The sequence below is a fragment of the Acidobacteriota bacterium genome (assembly GCA_028874215.1).
Lineage (GTDB): Bacteria > Acidobacteriota > UBA6911 > RPQK01 > JAJDTT01 > JAJDTT01.
In genome coordinates, this window is record JAPPLF010000051.1 from 16,130 (window position 1) to 34,804 (window position 18,675).

The 18,675-nt window shown below is 62.6% G+C and carries 21 protein-coding genes and 1 tRNA gene; 11 read left to right on the top strand and 11 right to left on the bottom strand.

Annotated elements, in window-relative coordinates; translation table 11 throughout:
* The first annotated feature begins 31 nt into the window (after nt 1–31).
* Together pdxH and OXT71_09805 are read left to right on the top strand one after the other, a co-directional pair.
* Nucleotides 32–625: a pyridoxamine 5'-phosphate oxidase gene (gene pdxH, locus OXT71_09800; GenBank protein ID MDE2926678.1), complete on the top strand. Its 594-nt coding sequence runs from the start codon at nt 32–34 to the stop codon at nt 623–625.
* A gap of 151 nt (nt 626–776) precedes the next feature.
* Nucleotides 777–852, top strand: a tRNA-Ala gene (locus OXT71_09805).
* Between the two features lie 14 nt (nt 853–866).
* On the opposite strand, the gene OXT71_09810 is transcribed toward OXT71_09805, so the two are convergent.
* The 4 genes from OXT71_09810 to OXT71_09825 form a co-directional block, all read right to left on the bottom strand.
* Complete coding sequence (locus tag OXT71_09810) at nt 867–1,157, bottom strand: hypothetical protein (GenBank protein MDE2926679.1); 291 nt, start codon at nt 1,155–1,157, stop codon at nt 867–869.
* Between the two features lie 153 nt (nt 1,158–1,310).
* Entirely contained in the window at nt 1,311–1,760 is a 450-nt protein-coding gene (locus tag OXT71_09815; GenBank protein MDE2926680.1) for a hypothetical protein, read from the bottom strand.
* 138 nt (nt 1,761–1,898) lie between these two features.
* On the bottom strand, nt 1,899–2,339 hold the full coding sequence (locus tag OXT71_09820) for a DUF86 domain-containing protein (GenBank protein MDE2926681.1): 441 nt from the start codon (nt 2,337–2,339) through the stop codon (nt 1,899–1,901).
* Nucleotides 2,336–2,788, bottom strand: coding sequence for a nucleotidyltransferase domain-containing protein (locus tag OXT71_09825; protein MDE2926682.1), 453 nt, complete (start codon nt 2,786–2,788; stop codon nt 2,336–2,338). Before OXT71_09825 ends, OXT71_09820 begins: the two co-directional genes overlap by 4 nt.
* A gap of 368 nt (nt 2,789–3,156) precedes the next feature.
* On the opposite strand from OXT71_09825, the gene OXT71_09830 reads away from it, so the two are divergent.
* The 4 genes from OXT71_09830 (at nt 3,157) to OXT71_09845 (ending at nt 4,527) form a co-directional block, all read left to right on the top strand.
* Nucleotides 3,157–3,339 (top strand): hypothetical protein, encoded by a 183-nt coding sequence (locus tag OXT71_09830; protein ID MDE2926683.1) that lies wholly within the window; start codon nt 3,157–3,159, stop codon nt 3,337–3,339.
* Between the two features lie 270 nt (nt 3,340–3,609).
* Nucleotides 3,610–3,807 (top strand): hypothetical protein, encoded by a 198-nt coding sequence (locus tag OXT71_09835; protein MDE2926684.1) that lies wholly within the window; start codon nt 3,610–3,612, stop codon nt 3,805–3,807.
* Between the two features lie 35 nt (nt 3,808–3,842).
* Nucleotides 3,843–4,133, top strand: a complete 291-nt coding sequence (locus OXT71_09840; GenBank protein ID MDE2926685.1) for a hypothetical protein — start codon at nt 3,843–3,845, stop codon at nt 4,131–4,133.
* Entirely contained in the window at nt 4,120–4,527 is a 408-nt protein-coding gene (locus OXT71_09845; GenBank protein ID MDE2926686.1) for a PIN domain-containing protein, read from the top strand. Before OXT71_09840 ends, OXT71_09845 begins: the two co-directional genes overlap by 14 nt.
* Here the strand turns inward: OXT71_09845 and OXT71_09850 are convergent.
* The 4 genes from OXT71_09850 to OXT71_09865 all read right to left on the bottom strand — a co-directional run bounded on the left by OXT71_09850 (nt 4,491) and on the right by OXT71_09865 (nt 7,338).
* Nucleotides 4,491–5,207, bottom strand: a complete 717-nt coding sequence (locus OXT71_09850) for an AAA family ATPase (protein ID MDE2926687.1) — start codon at nt 5,205–5,207, stop codon at nt 4,491–4,493. The two genes, OXT71_09845 and OXT71_09850, sit on opposite strands and share 37 nt — an antisense overlap.
* Nucleotides 5,208–5,340: 133 nt before the next feature.
* Complete coding sequence (locus OXT71_09855) at nt 5,341–5,958, bottom strand: aquaporin (GenBank protein ID MDE2926688.1); 618 nt, start codon at nt 5,956–5,958, stop codon at nt 5,341–5,343.
* Nucleotides 5,959–6,055: 97 nt separating this feature from the next.
* Nucleotides 6,056–6,466 carry a hypothetical protein gene (locus OXT71_09860; GenBank protein ID MDE2926689.1) on the bottom strand — a complete coding sequence of 137 codons (411 nt, stop codon included), beginning with the start codon at nt 6,464–6,466 and terminating at the stop codon, nt 6,056–6,058.
* Complete coding sequence (locus tag OXT71_09865; protein MDE2926690.1) at nt 6,463–7,338, bottom strand: deoxyribonuclease IV; 876 nt, start codon at nt 7,336–7,338, stop codon at nt 6,463–6,465. Before OXT71_09865 ends, OXT71_09860 begins: the two co-directional genes overlap by 4 nt.
* 201 nt (nt 7,339–7,539) lie before the next feature.
* On the opposite strand from OXT71_09865, the gene OXT71_09870 reads away from it, so the two are divergent.
* Nucleotides 7,540–7,827, top strand: coding sequence for a hypothetical protein (locus tag OXT71_09870; protein MDE2926691.1), 288 nt, complete (start codon nt 7,540–7,542; stop codon nt 7,825–7,827).
* Nucleotides 7,824–9,293 (top strand): menaquinone biosynthesis decarboxylase, encoded by a 1,470-nt coding sequence (locus tag OXT71_09875; protein ID MDE2926692.1) that lies wholly within the window; start codon nt 7,824–7,826, stop codon nt 9,291–9,293. The genes OXT71_09870 and OXT71_09875 overlap by 4 nt, the downstream gene beginning before the upstream one ends.
* A gap of 19 nt (nt 9,294–9,312) precedes the next feature.
* Here OXT71_09875 and OXT71_09880 read toward each other — a convergent pair whose 3' ends face one another.
* Nucleotides 9,313–10,737, bottom strand: a complete 1,425-nt coding sequence (locus OXT71_09880) for a HEAT repeat domain-containing protein (GenBank protein MDE2926693.1) — start codon at nt 10,735–10,737, stop codon at nt 9,313–9,315.
* A 278-nt stretch (nt 10,738–11,015) separates the two neighbouring features.
* Between OXT71_09880 and OXT71_09885 the strand changes: the two genes are divergently transcribed.
* A complete protein-coding gene (locus OXT71_09885; protein MDE2926694.1) occupies nt 11,016–11,870 on the top strand; it encodes a hypothetical protein in 855 nt (284 codons plus the stop codon).
* Between the two features lies 1 nt (nt 11,871).
* Here the strand turns inward: OXT71_09885 and OXT71_09890 are convergent, their stop codons facing one another.
* Nucleotides 11,872–12,945, bottom strand: coding sequence for a hypothetical protein (locus tag OXT71_09890; GenBank protein ID MDE2926695.1), 1,074 nt, complete (start codon nt 12,943–12,945; stop codon nt 11,872–11,874).
* 211 nt (nt 12,946–13,156) lie between these two features.
* Nucleotides 13,157–14,401 carry a diaminopimelate decarboxylase gene (gene lysA / locus OXT71_09895; GenBank protein MDE2926696.1) on the bottom strand — a complete coding sequence of 415 codons (1,245 nt, stop codon included), beginning with the start codon at nt 14,399–14,401 and terminating at the stop codon, nt 13,157–13,159.
* 89 nt (nt 14,402–14,490) lie between these two features.
* Here lysA and OXT71_09900 point away from each other — a divergent pair, with 89 nt between their 5' ends.
* Both OXT71_09900 and OXT71_09905 read left to right on the top strand, forming a co-directional pair.
* On the top strand, nt 14,491–17,271 hold the full coding sequence (locus OXT71_09900; protein MDE2926697.1) for a VCBS repeat-containing protein: 2,781 nt from the start codon (nt 14,491–14,493) through the stop codon (nt 17,269–17,271).
* Between the two features lie 90 nt (nt 17,272–17,361).
* Nucleotides 17,362–18,612, top strand: a complete 1,251-nt coding sequence (locus OXT71_09905; GenBank protein ID MDE2926698.1) for an O-antigen ligase family protein — start codon at nt 17,362–17,364, stop codon at nt 18,610–18,612.
* The last annotated feature ends 63 nt before the right edge of the window (nt 18,613–18,675 follow it).

Here is an 18,675-nt window from a genome sequence, read left to right on the forward strand (position 1 = left end):
GCACTATCGTGCAGGTCAAAGGGAGCGGAACGTGAACCGGGATCTGTACCAGGAGGCGCTGGAGGAGTTCGGCCGCAGGCTTCGCCGGGGGCGGGAAGAGGGGTTGATTCGCCAACCTACGGCCATGACGCTGGCCACGGCGGACGATCGGGGACGGCCCTCGGCCCGGACCGTACTGCTCAAGGATTTCGGGCGGGATGGCTTCGTCTTCTACACGAACCGGGAGAGCCGCAAGGGGGAGCAACTGGCCGCCAATTCCTGGGCGGCCCTCTGTTTCTATTGGGACCCCTATTGGGAGCAGGCGGTGGTGGAGGGTCCGGTTCAGGAAGTGAGCCCGGTGGAGGCGGATCTCTATTGGGTGACCCGTTCCCGGATCAGCCAGTTGGGAGCGTGGGCTTCGAGGCAGTCTCGTCCCCTGGCCGACCGAGCCCGGCTGATTTCCGAGGTCGTTGCCTGTGAAGCCAAGTACCCGGGCTCGGACGTTCCGCGTCCCGAGTACTGGTCCGGCTTCCGGGTGATCCCCCATCGCATCGAATTCTGGACCGGACGGTCCTTCCGTCTCAATGATCGGCTGCTCTACGAGAAGACCGGCCAGGGTTGGACGGTGAGACGCCTCTATCCCTGAGTGCAAGGATGTGTATGGAGACTTGTGGTCTCTCACCTGCCGGGACGGATTGCCACTCGGGAGTTCGGCGGCTGGAAGCCGCCGCTCCTCGCCGCCGCTTTATGTCCAGGCGGCAAACGTGCTAAAGTTCCTCCTCCAAACTCTTCAGCGTGGGGCTGTAGCTCAGTTGGAAGAGTACCTGAATGGCATTCAGGGGGTCGTGGGTTCGAATCCCATCAGCTCCACCAACTCCTCAGATTGATTACAAATCCTTCCTGATCTGAGGATCGCTCGGACGGGTCGTGGCCCGGTCGGGAGCTTGCCCTCGGTGCTCCATAGTCCACGTCGCTGACGGCCCATAGAACAGTGCGCCCTCTATCCGTGCCATCTTGTTCTCCAGGACGTCCAACTGTTCCCGTTGTTGTTCCTGATCCGATTGGATTTCCGAGAGTCGCCGCCGGAACCCGATCCACAACACCAGCACGATTAGAAGCAGGAAGAAGATGAAGCCGAATGCAAGGAGGAAGTCGGCGTGCAAAAAGGTGGATGTCATAGCGAAATGTACCGGCGCTTATATATCAAATACGAATGCCCTCGGAATGTAAATGAAGTCTACTATTGTGTAAATCTCGTGCTTTCTTGCCCCAATCTGCGATCAGCGGCGCGACGGATCGCCTTGGAGAGTTTGGTGTGGAGGCGTACCCGACTAGCCCGCGAACCTCTCTCCGGCCCAGCCCATGGCGGCTCCTCCCAAAACGAAAAGAATCAGCCCATCGACGCCCCACCAGAGCACGATCGTCATGGGCAGGGCGATCACCCCGGAGTAACTCAACAGAGTCACGAAAGAGAAGATGCCCAGATAGAGCCCCCAGGTCATCCCGCATTTCCATCCGGGACCGTCGAACGCCTTGCGCAGGCAACTGTAGAGCCCGGCCACGACCAGGCTGCTGATCAGCGACACCAGGATCCACCGCGGCATGACGGCCGCCATGTCGGGTGGGTCCTGGCGCAAGGGCTCGATCCACAGCGACTCGGTGGCTTTGTACATCGGGTCGAGGATCGCTTCGTGGATGATGGGACCGGTGACTCCCAACCCCAGGATGTTCGTTACGAGCCAAAAGGCCAGCCCGCCGATGATGATCAGTTTCCAGTTCATTGGCCTCCTCCTTCAGGACGAAATGTTTCGGCCGCGGGCCGTCCGGAACCCGCTGACTGCCCCTGGTTCCCTTCGGCGCCGGTCTGGTTCTCTTCACTGGCGTTTCCAGTGGTTATCCTGGTCCGATGCCGGACCGAATCAAGTGGCCGGGGACTCGTCGAGCCACCGCTCGACGTGGCGCACGAAATCTTCGAAGTCGTCGAGTCGTTCGGAGAGTATCTCGGCGACCAGGTCGAGGTCGACGTCCAGGTATCCATGGACGAGCACGTTCCGAAAACCGGCAATCCGCCGGAACCGTTCCCCGAAGCTCCGCGGCAGGATATCGGCCTCGACCAGACAGTCGATTGACGATCCATACGTCCCTGGATCATACCCCAACGCTGAACCGAGATGAGTCGCTACGTCGAGAGCGGCTTGGGCCGAAACCTGAAGCCCGTGTTCAATGGCCCACCGGCGGTCGATATCGGCGCTGAGTTCCTGCGGCGTACATCCGGCGTGCCGGCGTAAGACTGAGACCGCTCGACGCAGCGCGATGAGCCGTCTCTGGACGACACGGCGGTCGGGACGGCCTGGAGTCAATGCTGATCCTCTATGGCGGAGCCGGCGGCGTGCCGTCGTGCGCGGTCCATCTTGTCCAGTTGGGGAAGGAAGTCGAAGTAGCGGGACAGGGCCTGACCTGCACGCGTGGTTGTCGCCCCGAGGTCCCGGGACATCAATCGAACGCCGTCGCGCAGAACCCGGTGGTACAGGAGAATGGATGCCTTGTTGAGAACGACGACATCGACGTCGTTCGTACCCAACGCGATCATGAGGTCTGTCGCGAGTTGCGCCTGATAGCCCCACGCCCCGTCGCCGGCTCTCTCCTCATCGATGTAGACGGCGACGTCGATGTCGCTATGCGGGCGTGCTTGGCCACAGGCATGCGATCCGAAGAGGTAGGCTTCCAGGATCTCCTCGCGCTCCTCCAGAGCACTTGTCAACTGCGCAAGAAGTTCACCGTCGACGCGCTCCCGTTCCATATTGTTCATCAAGACGTCTCCGACTCGACGAGGCAACTTCGTTCAAGCGACAAAACGACAATATCCGTTCCACCGGCTTCAATCTACCGCTGAGAAAAATGGTTGGCTCCCGGCAACGGCAGATGTGGGTTTCTCCAGTTTCCTTTCACCACTCAGATGGCCCCGAACCGATGACTTCGACCAGCTCCGCCACCACTGCCACAGCCTCCTCATCCAGCCTTGATCGCCGGCGCGCGGGCGGGTCCTTGGCGCGAACCCTTGAAGTATGGGACCTGAGCCAAGCCGAAGCGGCCCGTCTCTTCGGTGTGAGCCGCCAAGCAGTCGGCAAGTGGCTGCGACAGGGCGTGCCCCCCAAGCGTGCTGGAGCAGTCTCGGACTTGGCTGCCGCCACCGACGTCCTCGCGCACTATCTCAAACGCGACCGAATCCCCGCCGTCGTGCGCAGGCCGATCCAATCGCTTGGCGGCGCGTCCCTGGTGAGCCTGCTGGCACACGGTGACACGCAAGCGGTGGTGGCGGTATGCCGCAACATGTTCCGGTTCGAGCGAGTGCACGCGTGACCATGGAACTGCGGTGCGAAACAGTTCAGGATGCCCACGTCGGGTGGCGTATCGCCGATCCGGCATGGATCGCGATCCGCTTGATCCGAACAACAAGCAACAAAGTGACCGTCCCCTTCTGCACACTTCTCTGAAAGGAGGCGATTTCCAATCGCCCATTTCTCCATGTGTTACCGGAGTCCGGCGGTTGGGAAACCGCCGCCCATACTTTTTCTACCGGGATTTCGCCGGCTACCGGCAGGCGGGGGAGCTTCTGAGAAATGCGGGCTGATGAGGATCGCAAGAGAGAATGACCTCCTCCGCGAATACCGGACGCACCTGATTGCCGCTGTCGTCACCGGCAAGCTCGACATCCATGAATCGGCGGCCGTGCTGCTGGACGAATTCGATGCACCGACAGACGCAACAGCGCCGATCAAGCCTGAGAACGCTGCTGAGAGGCAACGGGTGAATCCTCTTCACACGTAGATCCTGTGATACACTGAAACTGTGAGATTGTGTCGATGAGGAACATCACGGTATCCATTGACGACAGCACGTATCGACGTTCTCGCATCCGGGCGGCGGAATTGGACACCTCCGTGTCTGCTCTGGTGCGTCGCTTTCTCGAACGTCTGGTTCGAGACCCCGTCGAGTGGACCGGCGATCAGGAACTGGAGGTGGAGACCGAGCGCGACCGCCGCCGCCGGCTATTGAAAGAGGTGTTCGAGGACATCTGCGCTACCCGTAGTGGATTCAAGGCGGCCGACAATATCCCCCGAGAAGCCCTATACGACCGCGATGCGATTCGTTGACACCAACGTCTTGATATACGCGGTCAGCCCGTCTCCCAGGGAGGCCGAGAAGCGTCGCCGGGCGCAGGAACTGTTGCGAGAGGGGGGCTTGGTAGTGTCGGTGCAGGTGCTCCAGGAGTTCTATTCGCAGGTCACGAGATCCAGTCGTACAGAACCGCTGACCTCTTCGCAGGCGCTGAGGTTCATCGAATCCATTCGCGAGTTCCCGGTGCAGGACATGACCCTCGCGGTATTTCGGGTTGGCGTGGCGCTGAGTCAGCGCTTCCGGCTGTCGTACTGGGACGGAGCGATTCTCGCTGCCGCGCGAACAAGCGGGTGCGACGCGGTGTACTCTGAGGATCTGAGCGACCAGCAGAACTACGCGGGCCTGCGCGTGATCAATCCGTTCCGATAACAAGGGAACCGAACATCGTCACCGATACCTCCGAGCGCGGTCAAGATGGAAGCGCGCCAACGGTCCGGCTCGTGGATGTACGGGGCGCCGCCGGGGTAGCCGCCGAAATAGACGTAGCTCCGAAAGTCGAAGTCGAACGTTGCCGCCATCTCTGCAAACGACCAGTGTGTGAGACGGATAGTCTCGAACCGGCCGGCCAGGCTCTCGGTCAAACCTTGCTGCATGCGAAGCGGGGCCGAGCCCAACAGGACCACGTGGAGTTGACGGCCATGACGCCGGTCGGCGTCCCACAATCCCTTAACGGCTTCGGACCAGTTGGGGATTTTCTGGATCTCGTCCAATACCAGGACGAAGCCCCGTTCCGAATGGCTGGCTTCTATCCGGGCTCGTTCCCAATGGCGGTCAAGCCACTGTAGATCTCTCTCGTGTCCGAGTGGAACGAACAACCGAGTGGAGGGCAGTGCCATGCCTTCGGCGAGCGTCGGGAAGGAGGGGAGCGTCGCCGTTTCAGGTTCGTCGACGGCCAGATAGTGATGAGGTCGTCGAATCCGCGCCAGAGCTTTCCGGACGAGTGTCGTCTTGCCCGTCTGGCGGGGTCCGGTGATGATGATCAGCCGGTGGGCAATTTCCGCGAGGCAGTCAAAGAGCTTCGAGACGTGGGCCCGTTCATAGGTGGCCATGCACTCCTGATACGGTATTGCCTAAATTTACTCAATATTGGAATCGAGCCATCAATGCGAAACACGCTCCGATCAAGGACGGATTACCGTAGTTGCCGGTTTCTCGCTGTATCGACCGTCTTTGCGGAACCGGCTACGCAAACTCGTCCGGGTTGGTGATTCGAAACACGAGTGAGGCCGCGACGCCGCCGGCGACGGGTCCCAGCAGGTAGATCCAGATGTTTCCCAGTGAGCCGGAGACGATGTTGTGGCCCAGCGCCACCGCCGGGTTGAAGGCCCCTCCCGAGATGGGGCCCACTGAAACGGCCCCGACGAAGATGGTGAATCCGATGGCCAGCCCATAGAACGAGTTGTCGGGATGGTCCTTGGAGGTGGCGACGTTGAGGACCACCGAGGCCAGGGCAAAGGTCAGCAGAAACTCGGCCAGGAGCGCGTTCGTGGCGCTCACGCCGTCGCCGGGGGCCACCGTGGTCGCTTGGCCCGCCAGGAAAGTGGCCGTGCAGGCTCCTGCCAGCGCCCCCAGGATCTGACTCACGATGTAGATTCCCGTGGTGGCGCCGTCCAGGGCGCCTCGGACCAGACAGGCGATGGAGACGGCCGGGTTGTAGTGGGCCCCCGAAACGTGGCCTCCCATGTAGACCATGATCATCAGCGCGCCGCCAATGGCCAACGGCGCCAGGTCTCCGGAAGCCAAGCCGATGACCAGCACCAGGAAGAATGCCCCAATAAACTCGACCACGTAGTTTTTCATGCCTGTCTGCTCCCTCGATTCTGATTTCGATAAGCGGAAAAATCGGGGCAAATGGTAGCACCCGGGAGCGGCGGGTTTCCAGCCGCAGAACCCTTGGCTACCTGAGATCCTGCGATTCGGGAGCCGGTGGGTTGACGCCTGTCCGTGCCCGGCCGCTGCGGTTGCAGTAGGGGCAGCGAAACTCCACGGTGTCGTCGGTGAACTCGGTGCAGACGATGTAGGAATCATCCACCGGGCAGCGGGGCGTGTCCCCTTGGCGGTACCGTTCCAGGCAGTAGGAGAGCTGAATCGAGGTCCAGTCTTCCCGGTCCCGGTCCTGCTCCCAAATGAACCCGGCGCGGCAGTCGGGACAGTCCACCCGGAGCCGGTACGGAGAATCTCCTGAGGGGTATTGCGATCGAAATTCCAGGTCCTCACCGCAGTCGGGGCAGAGCGGCTCGTCTTCGGACGCGGAGCCGAAATAGTCCAGGAGGATCTCTTCCCGTTCCTGGGCGCTGTAGGAGTTCATGGCTCAGGTTTGTCCAACAGCGAGCGCAGCACCTTCAGGTTTCTCCGGTCGGCCTCCCCCTCGTTTTCTTTCGGGGTCTCCAGCAACTTGGGGACCTGGACCAGGCGGGGGTCGTTCAGAAACCAGCCGAACGCCGCCTTCCCGATCTCCCCCTTTCCGATGTGCTCGTGCCGGTCCACGCGGCTTCCGAAGGATCGCTTGCTGTCGTTGAAATGCAGGACTTCCAGTTTTTCCAGGCCCACGACCTGGTCGAACTGGCCCATGACGCCGGCGTAACCCTCCTCGGTTCTGATCTCATAGCCGGCGGCGAAGACGTGACACGTGTCCATGCAGACGACGATCCGCTCCGGGGACCCGCACCCGGCCATGATGTCCCGGAGATGTTGAAAGCGGTGGCCCAGGGTGGTTCCCTGGCCGGCAGTGGTCTCGAGCGCGATCTTGACCTGGTAGGAGGCCGTTCGCTCCAGGATCCGAACCAGTGCCGCCGCGATCCGGTCGATGCCCCAGGCCTCGCCGGCACCCACGTGGGCTCCCGGGTGGGTGACCAGGTGACTCAGTCCCAGCCGTTCGCAGCGTTTCATCTCGTCCAGGAACGCGGCGATGGAGCGTTCCCAGAGATCGGGTTTGGGGGACGCCAAATTGATCAGGTAGGAGTCGTGGGCCACCACCTGGCGGATGGGGGACTCGGCCCAGCGTTGCCGGAACTCTTGCACTTCGGGGTCGTGCAAGGCTCGGCCCCGCCATTGGTTGTTGTTCTTGACGAAGATCTGAAGGACGTTGCAGCCGGCGTCCATGGCCCGGTCGAGGGACTTGGGAATGCCTCCCGCAATCGACATGTGGGCGCCCAGCAAGGCCTCGTGTTGTTTCGGCATGCCTCTCAGGTTAGCCGGGCCGGGTGCGGCAGAAAAGAGAGGAGGGACGATTTGTAGTCGCCCGGTTTCTGATGTGGGTACGGGATTTCGGCGGTCGGAAACCGTTGTTCCGGTTCGGCGACAAGGATATCGCCGCTCCGTTCGGGGCGGCTCCAATTTGACCTGCAATGGACCGCGTTGGAGAATTACCGGCTGACAGCCATGACACTTGAAGAGATTTCCGACTATTGCCGGCTGCGGGATTGCCAGGTTCGGCTGGGGAGTTCCGACACCGGTTTCATCCTCGTGAGTTCGGGGGGCTTGGAGCGGGCCAACAACTATGGCCGGTTCCTCGCCTTGAGCGAATTGAGAGGCTTGCCCTCGCCGTCCGATGTGATCCGGCAGGCGGAACTGTTTCGGGTGGACGGCCCCGATGGGAGCCGGGATCTGAACCGGGAGGCGTTCCGGCGGGAACTGGAGGATCTCCTGCGAAAGGTGGGGCTGAGATGAAGTATCCGCACCGGGACCTGAGAGAATTCGTCCAAGTCCTGGAACGGCAGGGAGAACTCAGACGCATCGACACGCCGGTGGATCCGGTGCTGGAGATCGCGGAGATCGCGGATCGGGTCTCCAAGCGCATGGGGCCCGCGTTGCTCTTCGAGAAGCCCAAAGGGTCGAAACATCCGCTGCTCATCAATGCCCTGGGTTCCTACAACCGGATGAATCTGGCCCTGGGGGTCGATTCCGTCAATCGGATTGCGGATCGGATCGAGGACCTTCTGGACCTGAAGGCCCCCTCCGGTGCGATGGACAAGCTGAAGCTGCTTCCCAAGCTCACCGAATTGGCGTCCCTGACTCCCAAGATGGTGCGCCGGGGCGTCTGTCAGGAGGTGGTCAAGACGGAAGGCTTCTCCCTGCTCGACTTTCCCATTCTCAAGTGCTGGCCCGGGGACGGCGGCCGCTTCATCACCATGCCCCTGGTCTTCAGCAAGAACCCCGAGTCGGGAAAGCGCAACTGCGGCATGTACCGCATGCAGGTCTTCGACGAACGGACCACGGCCATGCACTGGCAGACTCACAAGCACGGCGCCCAGCATTTTCGGGAGGCCGTCCGCCTTGGCGGCGCGGAGGCGAGCGGAAGGCGCATGGAAGTGGCTGCCGCCATCGGGGCGGATCCGGCCACCGTCTTCTCCGCCATCGCGCCCTTGCCCGACGACCTGGACGAGATGATGTTCGCCGGGTTCCTGCGGCGTTCCCCGGTGGAGATGACGGCTTGCAAGACCGTCGATCTGGAAGTTCCGGCCAACGCCGAGATCGTCCTGGAAGGGTATGTGAACCTGGACGAACTCCGGACCGAAGGACCCTTCGGGGACCACACCGGGTACTATTCCCTGGCCGACGAGTACCCGGTCTTTCACGTGACCTGCGTCACGCACCGCCGCGATCCCATCTACCAGACCATCATCGTGGGCAAGCCTCCCCAGGAGGATTGCTACATGGGATATGCCGTGGAGCGGATCTTCCTGCCCCTGATACGAAAGCAGCTCCCGGAGATCCTGGACATGCACCTGCCCTTCGAGGGCATTTTCCACAACCTGGTCCTGGTCCGTATCCGAAAACGGTATCCGGGACACGCCCGCAAGGTCATGAGCGCCATCTGGGGATTGGGTCAGCTCATGTTCTCCAAGTGCATCATCGTTCTGGACGAGGACGTCGACCTCAACGACTATCCGGAGGTCCTCTTGAGGGCTCTCAACCACATCGATCCCGAGCGTGACATCCAGTTCACGCTGGGCCCCGTCGACTCCCTGGACCACGCCTCCCGTCTGCCCGACTTCGGTTCCAAGATGGGGATCGACGCCACTCGGAAGTGGCCCGAGGAGGGATTTCAGAGAGATTGGCCCGAAGAGATCGTCATGGATACGGACACCCGGGAACGGGTAGACCGGCTCTGGCCTCACTTGGGACTGGACTGAATCTCTTCGCCGTTGCCCGTCAATTCACCGGAACGCCAACGCTTTCGCCGGTGGCGTCAGGGCCCACCATGGAACTCAAGGTCGCACCGGGGTGCCGGCCCTGGAGCCGCCTCAGCGCGACGTTTGCAGAGGAGATCACGTCAGAGTTTTCGCTCCGGGTCAGGGGTTCCACCACCGCCAGGGAAGAGGTATCGCCGCGCTGACCGATGACGTCCAGGAGACGGACCTGAATACCAGGTTCCTTGGCGTGGAGCAGGAGATGCGGATGGAGCTTGGAAACCTCCTCCGGTTCCAGTTCCAACAGGTAGAAGTAGACTTGATCGTTGCTGATTCGGTCCACCAGTTCGGGAAGGTGCGCGTCACCGCCCAGGCGAAAGAGGGCAAAGTTCAGGGCCGAGATCACTTCCGGTTCCTGCTCGCCTTGGAACATGTACGCCAACTTGGGGATCAGGCTCGGGTCTCCGATTCTGCCTAAGCCCTCGGCGCCATACCGGCGAAAGGCAGTTCTTTCGTCTGTGATCGCCTCGATGAATATTCCCTGACTGCGACGGTCGCCGATATTCGCCAGGGCTTCGAGGGTCTTTCGCCTCAGATCGTCGCTTCGACTCACGGGGACCAGCCCGCCGAGAATCTTCTTCCGCTCCGTAACGCCGCTGTTGTATAGCTCCGTGAGCGCCGGGACCGCAGCTTCCACCCTCAGACGCCCCAACGCGAAAATGGCCTCGTCGTGGACCTTCTTGTCGGGGGCCCAAATCAGGGGAACCAACGTGACGCCGGCTTCGGGGTCCCCGATCTTGTAGATGGCGCGGATCATCTCCACCTTCACGCCGTTTTCCGGTTCTTGCTCCAGAGCGGCTTGTAGTGTGGGAAGGGCTCGACGGCCGCGCAGTATCCCCAGAGCAAGGGCGGCGTTCCTCCGAACGTCCGCGTCCGAGTCACTCTGCAGAGTGGCCAGCGTATCGATCGCGTCAGGGCTGACGGAAATGTAAGGTTCCACGACCAGGGGATCGTAGTCGTCGTCCGCTGGATTCATGAAACTGACAACACGTTTCACCCCGTGAAAGAAGCCGTCGGGAAGGTTCACATAGAGTTTGACCAGCCCTTGAACCGCCACGAGTTGCGTCTGTTTCCTGGAATCGTGGCAGAGCGTCATCAGAGCCGGAAGAGCCCGGATGTCGCCGATCTTGATCAGAGCCCGGGCCAAAGCGGTCCGGAGAAGGTCATCCGGGTCCTTGACCAGCCTGGACAATTCCGGGATGGCCTGCCGAATCCGATGTTTTCCAAGCCCCACGACCGCCGTCTTCCGCCGCTCCAACTCGGGGTGTCTCAGGTCATAGATGAGACCATCGACCTCCCGCAGTTCTTCTTGCCCTCTCAGGTCAGGCACACCCGCCAGGAGCGATGCTGCAATCAGCGCCACGGTCAGGGTTCGGTTGAAGGACATGGCTCTTTCCTCCAGAGTTTCAGTCGCGGTTTCGAACCAAATGGTTTCCCCGATAGTCCAACCGACAACTCACCAACCTACGATTTCAAGATAACAAACGACTCTGACCTGCCGGAGCGGGAAGGAACTGGCCCAAGGCTCAGGAAAAGCGGAATCTGGAGGAGAGTCCTTCATCAGCGAGGTTTGCAGCTTGTTGTTAGAGTGCCTCTGGCGCGGTAGTGACAATGAGTCATTTGATGCTGGTTCCGATTGAGTCGGTTGCGGTCTTATGGTTGGCAATGTGTACGTCCCTCGGCGCCGCCGCCGGTCGGCAGGACTCGGCCCAGGTGGAGCGGGCGTTTCTTGCGGCGGAGGCCCAGGCTGAGGACTTCCGGGCAGTGGCCTCCCATCCGGAATTGCTGGATCGGCGGCCGGTACAGATAAAGGTGTTCCGGTCCCTGGCCTCCAAGGATCCCGTGATATTCCGGGCGGCCGTGGAACTGTGTCTCGAGGCGCCGCGACTGGAATCGTTCGCCATGATCCGGAGACGGTTGAGTCTGGCGTTTCGCAGCCGGGACGCCTGGAAGCGCGAGGCGATCCTGCAGTTGGCCGGTCAGGAACCGGGACGATTGCAGGATCTCCGATTCGTCAGTCTCCTGAGCGAGGCGTTGAGGGATCCGGATCCCGCCCTGGGCGAGTCGGCGCTGGAACTGGTTCGAAGCCGTCCCGAACTGCGCGACCTGCCGGCGATCGCGGAGAGCCTGACCCAACTCCCGGGAGAGGGTCCGGCGACGGATCTGACACTCCCCTCGCTCCAATTCTTTCGGGACCGCGTGCTGCCTCTGCTGGAGAAGTCCGGCGCCGATGACAAGAGCTGCTTCGACTGCCACAAGTCACACGTCATCTTCCGCCTGGAGCCGGCTCAGGAACGGGCCGGAACGGAAGAGGTGCGGAGTTACTATCGTTCGGCGTTGCGGGTCATTGATCTGAAGCGGCCGCAGGAGAGCCTGCTGTTGCTGAAGCCCACCCGGGAGAAGCCTCCCGAAGGGACTCGGGCTTCGGGGTCCGGCCAACACGGCGGAGGCGTTCGATGGAGCCGGGAGTCCTCGTCCTACCGGACGATCCTGGAATGGGTCCGCACGGGCGGCGGTTGATTCAATCGAATCGGACCAATGAGATCTCCAGGCGCCGCGTATCCGTTTCCGGGCGGTCCCATTGCACCAGGATGGGACTCTGGTAGGTCCCATTGACGATGGAGCCGGGGCCGGTTCCGTTGGCATGGGCGCTGGACACCAGCAGGATCAGCGAACGGTCCATGCCCATGAAGTGGTCGGCGGGCGCCCGGACGAATCGTTGCAGAAGGCGCTCGAAGACCGATTCGCTCAACCCCAGGGCATCCACGGTCTGATTCAGAATCTGGACCAGATCGTATTTGGCGTAATCCCTGGCCCTTCCCGGAATGGCCCTCGGGTTCCCCAGCATCTGCCGGCCGCTCTTGGCCATGAAATGCAGTGGATTTCTCAGCACTTTGGCCAGATCGTGTTTCATCAGCAGGGTCTCGTACTCGTTCACGGTGAGACCCGCATTCCGTTCTTCCGGACCCAGGGAGATGTCGATGCGCCCCCGATCGACCCGATGGGTCCGGATCAGGTCCTGGAGCCGGGAGAAGAAACCCAGATGGGGATCCATCAGGTTGATGGAGTCGATGGGATGCCGGGACACCGGAACCGGGAGGTCCACGCGAGCCACCACCTGTTCTTCGTTGAAAGCCAGCACCGTGGTCCGGCGCCGGCGCCGGACATCGTTCCAGATGCCGTCCAGGTCCACGAAGTAGACGGGCGTATCCGGGCGATTCTCATAGGTCGCGCAATTGGTGAGGCCGGAACTCATGAAGGTGAGGTGGGAGTCGGCGTTTAGAGGCTCCGTGGCCTTTTGCTCCTGGCTCAACTCGGTGCGCAGATCCAACTGGTCGTGGCGGTACCCGCGCCGGGAAGGGAAGAGGGTCTGGAACACCTGCACGAAGTTGCGCAGGGCCTCGCCGCTGTGGTTGAGCTGGGCCGAGAGCTTCTCGCCGAAGTAGCCGGCCGTGGTGTGGTAGGAGTAGTAGACCGACTTGGAATACCGGGACAACCGGGAGCGGATCCGATCGGGAATCCGCTCGCGGACGTTGATCACGTCCACCCGGGATTCGGGCTGGATTTCCAGCGTAACGTCAGTCTCCAGGGACAAGGCTTGGCTCCTTGCGAACTGCAGTTATCCTGGCGGAAACGCCATCTGACCCAGGATGTTATTCAACCGCCCGCGTTCCAGTCAATCCAACCCCGCCTGACCGAAACATCCCGGTGCCCGATCCGGAGGCGGGACCGGACCTCGCCTGCTCTTCGGCGTCAATTGGAAACGACTTCAGGACAAGCGCCGCGCCGGCGTTCGGCGAAGCCCGTCAGGGAACGGATTCACGCCGGATCAGGTCGTCGTATGATTCCCTGACCCGGATTGTCCTCCAGCCGTCTCCGTCCACGAGTATCTCGGCCGCCCGCCTCCTGGAATTATAGTTGGAGGATAGGACAAAACCGTAGGCGCCTGCGCTCATTACGGCCAAGAGGTCTCCCGGGCGTGCGTCGGGAACCTGCTGGCCGCGGGCCAGGAAATCGCCGCTCTCGCAAACCGGCCCGACCACGTCGGCATTGATCCGGGGTCGACCGGACCGCACCGGAAGAATCTGGTGGCGGGCGCCGTAGAGACTGGGGCGCAGCAGGTCGTTCATGGCGGCATCCACCACCAGGAAGACCTTGCCGCGATTGGTCTTCCGATAGAGGACGCGAGTCAGCAGGACGCCGGCGTTTCCCACCAGATAGCGTCCCGGCTCCATGACGATGCGGTAGCCGTCTCCAGGTTGAGCCAACGCCTCGGCGTACCGTTGGAGATCAGGGCCCGTTTCTCCCTGGTAGGAGATTCCCAGGCCGCCGCCCAGATCCAGGTGTTCCAGTGGAAACCCCCGGTCCCGGACCCGGTCCGCCCATTCCCTGAGCTTGCCGAACGCGTCCAGAAACGGCTGGACATCCAGGATTTGGGAGCCGATGTGGTAACCGAGCCCCACAAGCCGGATTTCGGCGGAATCCTCGACGATCTTCAACAGGTCGTCGATCTGACCGGTCTCGACCCCGAATTTATGGCGATGCAGACCGGTGGCGATGTAGGGGTGGGTCCGGGCATCCACGTCCGGATTGATTCTGATGGCCACCCGGGCTTCGCGGCCCATCCTCCGGCTGACCCGGGCCAGGGTCTCCAGTTCCTGGCGGGACTCGACGTTGATGCTGAAGAGCCCCCATTCCAGGGCCATCTCCATCTCCTGGACCGTTTTACCGACGCCGCTGAAGACGATGCGCGCGGGATCGGCGCCGATCTGCCTCAACCGGAAGAGCTCTCCTCCCGAAACCACGTCGAAACCGCTGCCCTCCTCCTGCAGGACCCGCAGCAGCGAGAGGTTGTCGTTGGCCTTCAGGGAGTAGCAGATCAGGGGGTCCACGTCGGCGAAAGCGCTTTCCAGCCGGTGGTAGCGGTCGCGCATGGCGCGCCGGCTGTAGACATAGCACGGCGTCCCCGCCCGCCGGGCGATTCGGGACAGGGGAGTCCCTTCGCAATTGAGCTCCCCGTTGTCGTAGGGAAAGGCGTCGAATCCGGTCACGCCGGGATAGTAGCAGAAAGGCGGAAGAGGAAATGAGCGAATAGAAAAGTGAAAATGGGGGATGATAGGAGGCAGGAGGGAAAGGAAGAATGAAGCTGAAGCTTGGTTGGCGGCTCTGGGCGGCAATGGTGGCAACGGTGCTTCTCGCCGGGGAGGACGCCGGCGGCGGGCTTTGGGCCCAAGTGTGGCGTCACGAGGGATTTCAAGCCTTTTCCCGGGGGAAGTTCGAGGACTCCGGCTCCAACATCTACGTTTCCCGGCGCGGCAGGATCCAACTGATCAACCGTTTGGATCTGAACCGGGACGGTCATATCGATCTGTTCGTGGCCAACGGACACGGACACAGTGAAGACGAGGACGCTTTCGTCTATCTGAACAACGGCGAGACCATCGATCCTCTCCGGAGGATCGCTTTGCCTACGGATGGGGCCGTCGAGGGGCTGGTGGCGGACCTGAACCGGGACGGCATCAGCGACGTGGTGGTGGTCAACGGAACGGGCGGAACGACCAACAAATCCGACAGCTTCATCTACTACGGGTCCGCGGGACGGTTTCCAGTGTCCGAGCGCCGGCGACTGAGGTCCTGGTCCGGAAGGGAAGCCGCCGTCGGGGACTGGAACCGGGATGGATGGCCGGATCTGGCCATTGCCTGCGCCAATCCGGGGAGAGGCGGGCAATCGGTCCACTCGGCCGTCTACTGGAATTCGGCCCATGGCTTCGATCCCCATCGCCGGACCCCGCTGGCCGGTCCGGGATCTGCGGTCCTGGTTGCCGATCTGGCCGGAGACAACGCGCTCGATCTGGTGCTGGCCGCCGGGTCCCGTGTCTTCGTCTATGCCGCCGGGGAGGAGGGGTTGGACCTGGAGAAACCCCTCGTCCTGGATCTGGAGGCACGGCATCTGGGCGCCGGGGACCTGGACCGGGACGGACGGATCGAGCTGGTCGTTGCCGTCGAATCGGGGGTCCAGGTTCTGGCGGCGGCTTCGGGCCGGTTTCAGGTCCGGCAGCGGCTTCAGGTGGAGAACCCCTGGCAGTTGGCGGTCCGGGACCTCGATCGGGACGGGCTGCCGGATCTGGCCGTGACCTCTTCCGACCGCGCCGGGAACGGTTACACCGACTCCCTGATCTTCTGGAACCGCGGCGGACGGTTGTCCGAGACCGATCCAACTCCCCTGGCCACGGTCCACGCCCGGGGAATCAGCGCCGGAGACCTGGACGGGGACGGTTGGCCCGAGCTGGTGGTGAGCAACCACCACTCCTTCAACGACCTGAACGTCCAGTCCTTCGTTTTCTGGAACCGGGAAGGGAAGTTCTTCCCCGGTCACAAGTCCATGCTGGACACGCGGAGCGCCCATGGCAACGGCATCGGCGACGTGAACAACGACGGGCGCCCGGACGTGATCTTCTTCAACCTGGAAGGGGGACTTAGGACCGGCTACAACCCCAACTTCATCTACTGGGGCGACGGGACCCGAAACTACTCGACCCGGCGCCGCAGCCAACTCTGGGCCGGCTATACGGTGGGAACCGCCCAGGCCGATCTGGACGACGACGGCTGGGTGGACCTGGTGTCGGCCGAGGCCCGCTACGCACTGGACCGTCCGGTGACCCTCAACGGGGTCTATGTCTGGTATGGAGGAGCCGACGGCTACGAGCCCCGCCGCCGGGCCGTCCTCTCGACGGAGGACCCGGAAATGGGGGCCGTCACCGCCGACCTGAACCGGGACGGTTACCTGGATCTGGTGATCGGCGCCGCCGAGGGCGACGCCCACGGCCGCCGCGGTTACGTCATCCTCTACGGTGGGAAATCCGGTTTCGCCCCTCTTCGGCGCGAGGTGATTCCCGTCGGCGGATTGGGGTTTCCCCCGGTGGTGGCCGATTGGAACCGCGACGGGTATCTGGACCTGGCGGGGGGCTCCGCCAAGGACGGACTGCACCTGGTCTATGGTTCGGAGGAAGGATTTGGAGGGAAACACCACCGGTTGATCGAAAAGGGACGGGTCCCCTATCTGGAGGCCGCGGACTTCGACTCGGACGGTTGGCTGGATCTGGTGGCGCCGGTCAACGACTATCCCCGGAACAAAGAAGGGGAGGTCCGGATCTACTACGGTTCCGCGGACGGTTTCCGTTTGAGAGAGGGCCGGCCGCTGCCGCACATGTCGGCCCTGGACCCCAGTGTGGCCGACTTCGACCGGGACGGATTCCTGGACCTGTTCGTGCCCAACTACTCCAGCAACACCGCCCGGAGCGTCCCCTGCTTTCTCTATTGGGGAAGCGCCTCCGGATTCGATCCGGACCGCCGCCTGAACCTGCCGGGGGACTCGGGGACCGCCTCCCTGGCCGCCGATTTCGACGGCGACGGCTGGACCGACATCTTTCTGCTCAACCACAAGCGGGACGGAAGCGTCGATCGCCCCGGAGAACCCATCCGGCACACGACACCGTCGGTCCTCTATTGGAACGGAACCGAAGGCTTTTCCCTTGGGGACAGGACCTGGCTTCCCACCGTGGGCCCGCACGGCCAGATCCTCCGCGACCCGGGGAACATCTACACACGTCAGTTGGCTGAGACCTATGTCTCACCGCCGCACCGGTTCGAACCCGGCGTGCGGCCAGTCTCCATCGGGTGGGAGGCGGAGACCCCCTTGGGAACTACGATCGCGCTCCAGATTCGAACCGCCGGGAGCGAGGAGTCCCTGCGGCAGGCGGCCTGGAGAGGCTCCCCGGGGTCCGGAAGCTGGATCCTGCAGCCGGGTCCCGTTTCCGGCGGCGAGCCGTCCGATTCCTGGCTTCAGTACCGCGCCCGGCTCGCGACTCCCAACGGCGGAGCCAGCCCCGTTCTGACCCGGGTCGAGGTCAGGTTCCGGTAGTGGCGGATGTTGCGGACGGGAAGCCGGAGTCGTAATCTCTCCCGCAGACAGCGGAAGCCGGCTTCGGGAAACACTTCGGCGAACGGTGTAATGGCATCGGTAAAGCAGCACATTTCCAGTCAGATTCAGGCACGTTGGATTCCCTGGTGCGCCGCCGCGTCCATCGTAGCGTCTCTCATCTCCATCGCGGCGGCATACATTTTCGCCGGGGTTGCCCTGCTCCTCTGGATCGTCGATACGCTGCGGCGGCGGCGCCTTCACCTCCGTTGGCCTCCTTTCACGCTGCCGCTCCTCCTCTTTGTCATTTCCATCGGGATCGCCGTGCTCTTCTCGGCAGACCCCGGGACCAGTTCCGGCTCGCTCAAGAAACTGGTGCGCTTCCTCTTCGTCCCCCTGATGTTCACCTGGCTCGGAATAGTTCACGTGAAGTGGACCGTGAGGCGCATCTATTGGGTTGTCGGCGCCAGCGCCATTTTCGCCTTGGCGCAGTACTACTGGCTGATGGAGCCGGATCTTCAGCATCGGATCACCGGTTTCATGAGCCATTGGATGACCTTTTCCGGCCAGCTCATGATGGGGGCCGTCTCGCTGGGGGTCTTTCTCTGCCGGGAGCGTTTCGCGGCGGCCGGCTCCGCGACGGCGAAACGGGAGGAGATGGGACGCCGGCGCCTGCCAGTCCTCGGATTGCTCCTTTTGATCCTCCTGAGCTGGTGCCTGCTGGTGACCTTCACCCGGAACGCCTGGCTGGGAGCGGCCGCGGGCGGTCTTCTGTTGGTGGTCTTGACGAAGAGGACCCGGGTGCTGCTGTTGCTGCTGGCGCTGATGGCTCTGTTGATCGTGGTGCCGACGCCGTTTCGGGACCGCCTCCTGTCAGGTGTGGACTTGAGCGACACGACGACCCAGGTCCGTCTGGAGATGGTCCGGTCCGGATCCCGCCTCATTGCCGAACATCCCTGGACGGGAGTCGGACCCGGCATGGTCTACCGCGAGGTTCTCAAGTATCGGTCGCACCAGGAATACCCCGATTGGGCCTATCAACACCTGCACAACAATTTCCTCCAGGTGGCCGCCGAGACCGGCCTCGTGGGACTGGCGTTCTGGCTGGCGCTCTGGATCGTCCTGATCCGGGACCTGATCCGGATGTGGCTCCGGTCTGAATCGGAGTGGGTCCGCTTCCTGAGCCTGAACGGCCTCTGCATCACGGCGGCGTTTCACGTGGCGGGCTGCCTGGAGTACAACTTCGGCGACTCGGAGGTGCTGATCCTGCTGCTGTTCTTCCTGACGGCCCCTTATGCGGTGCAGAGGCGGGAATTTTCGCCGACGGGATCTGAAGAAGGATAGCCGGTCCAGCCGGCGGAACGCCGAGACGTTCCTTCATCCACCACCGGGCCTGTCCTGGTCAGG

What these genes read in the sequence shown, in the direction of transcription:
- OXT71_09815 (MDE2926680.1), bottom strand. Translation starts at nt 1,760, where the DNA reads ATGAACTGGAAACTGATCATCATCGGCGGGCTGGCCTTTTGGCTCGTA.
- OXT71_09900 (MDE2926697.1), top strand. Translation starts at nt 14,491, where the DNA reads ATGAAGCTGAAGCTTGGTTGGCGGCTCTGGGCGGCAATGGTGGCAACG.
- OXT71_09885 (MDE2926694.1), top strand. Translation starts at nt 11,016, where the DNA reads ATGTGTACGTCCCTCGGCGCCGCCGCCGGTCGGCAGGACTCGGCCCAG.
- OXT71_09840 (MDE2926685.1), top strand. Translation starts at nt 3,843, where the DNA reads ATGAGGAACATCACGGTATCCATTGACGACAGCACGTATCGACGTTCT.
- OXT71_09905 (MDE2926698.1), top strand. Translation starts at nt 17,362, where the DNA reads ATGGCATCGGTAAAGCAGCACATTTCCAGTCAGATTCAGGCACGTTGG.
- OXT71_09845 (MDE2926686.1), top strand. Translation starts at nt 4,120, where the DNA reads ATGCGATTCGTTGACACCAACGTCTTGATATACGCGGTCAGCCCGTCT.
- OXT71_09875 (MDE2926692.1), top strand. Translation starts at nt 7,824, where the DNA reads ATGAAGTATCCGCACCGGGACCTGAGAGAATTCGTCCAAGTCCTGGAA.
- OXT71_09810 (MDE2926679.1), bottom strand. Translation starts at nt 1,157, where the DNA reads ATGACATCCACCTTTTTGCACGCCGACTTCCTCCTTGCATTCGGCTTC.
- OXT71_09835 (MDE2926684.1), top strand. Translation starts at nt 3,610, where the DNA reads ATGAGGATCGCAAGAGAGAATGACCTCCTCCGCGAATACCGGACGCAC.
- OXT71_09825 (MDE2926682.1), bottom strand. Translation starts at nt 2,788, where the DNA reads ATGAACAATATGGAACGGGAGCGCGTCGACGGTGAACTTCTTGCGCAG.
- OXT71_09865 (MDE2926690.1), bottom strand. Translation starts at nt 7,338, where the DNA reads ATGCCGAAACAACACGAGGCCTTGCTGGGCGCCCACATGTCGATTGCG.
- OXT71_09860 (MDE2926689.1), bottom strand. Translation starts at nt 6,466, where the DNA reads ATGAACTCCTACAGCGCCCAGGAACGGGAAGAGATCCTCCTGGACTAT.
- OXT71_09870 (MDE2926691.1), top strand. Translation starts at nt 7,540, where the DNA reads ATGACACTTGAAGAGATTTCCGACTATTGCCGGCTGCGGGATTGCCAG.
- OXT71_09880 (MDE2926693.1), bottom strand. Translation starts at nt 10,737, where the DNA reads ATGTCCTTCAACCGAACCCTGACCGTGGCGCTGATTGCAGCATCGCTC.
- OXT71_09855 (MDE2926688.1), bottom strand. Translation starts at nt 5,958, where the DNA reads ATGAAAAACTACGTGGTCGAGTTTATTGGGGCATTCTTCCTGGTGCTG.
- OXT71_09850 (MDE2926687.1), bottom strand. Translation starts at nt 5,207, where the DNA reads ATGGCCACCTATGAACGGGCCCACGTCTCGAAGCTCTTTGACTGCCTC.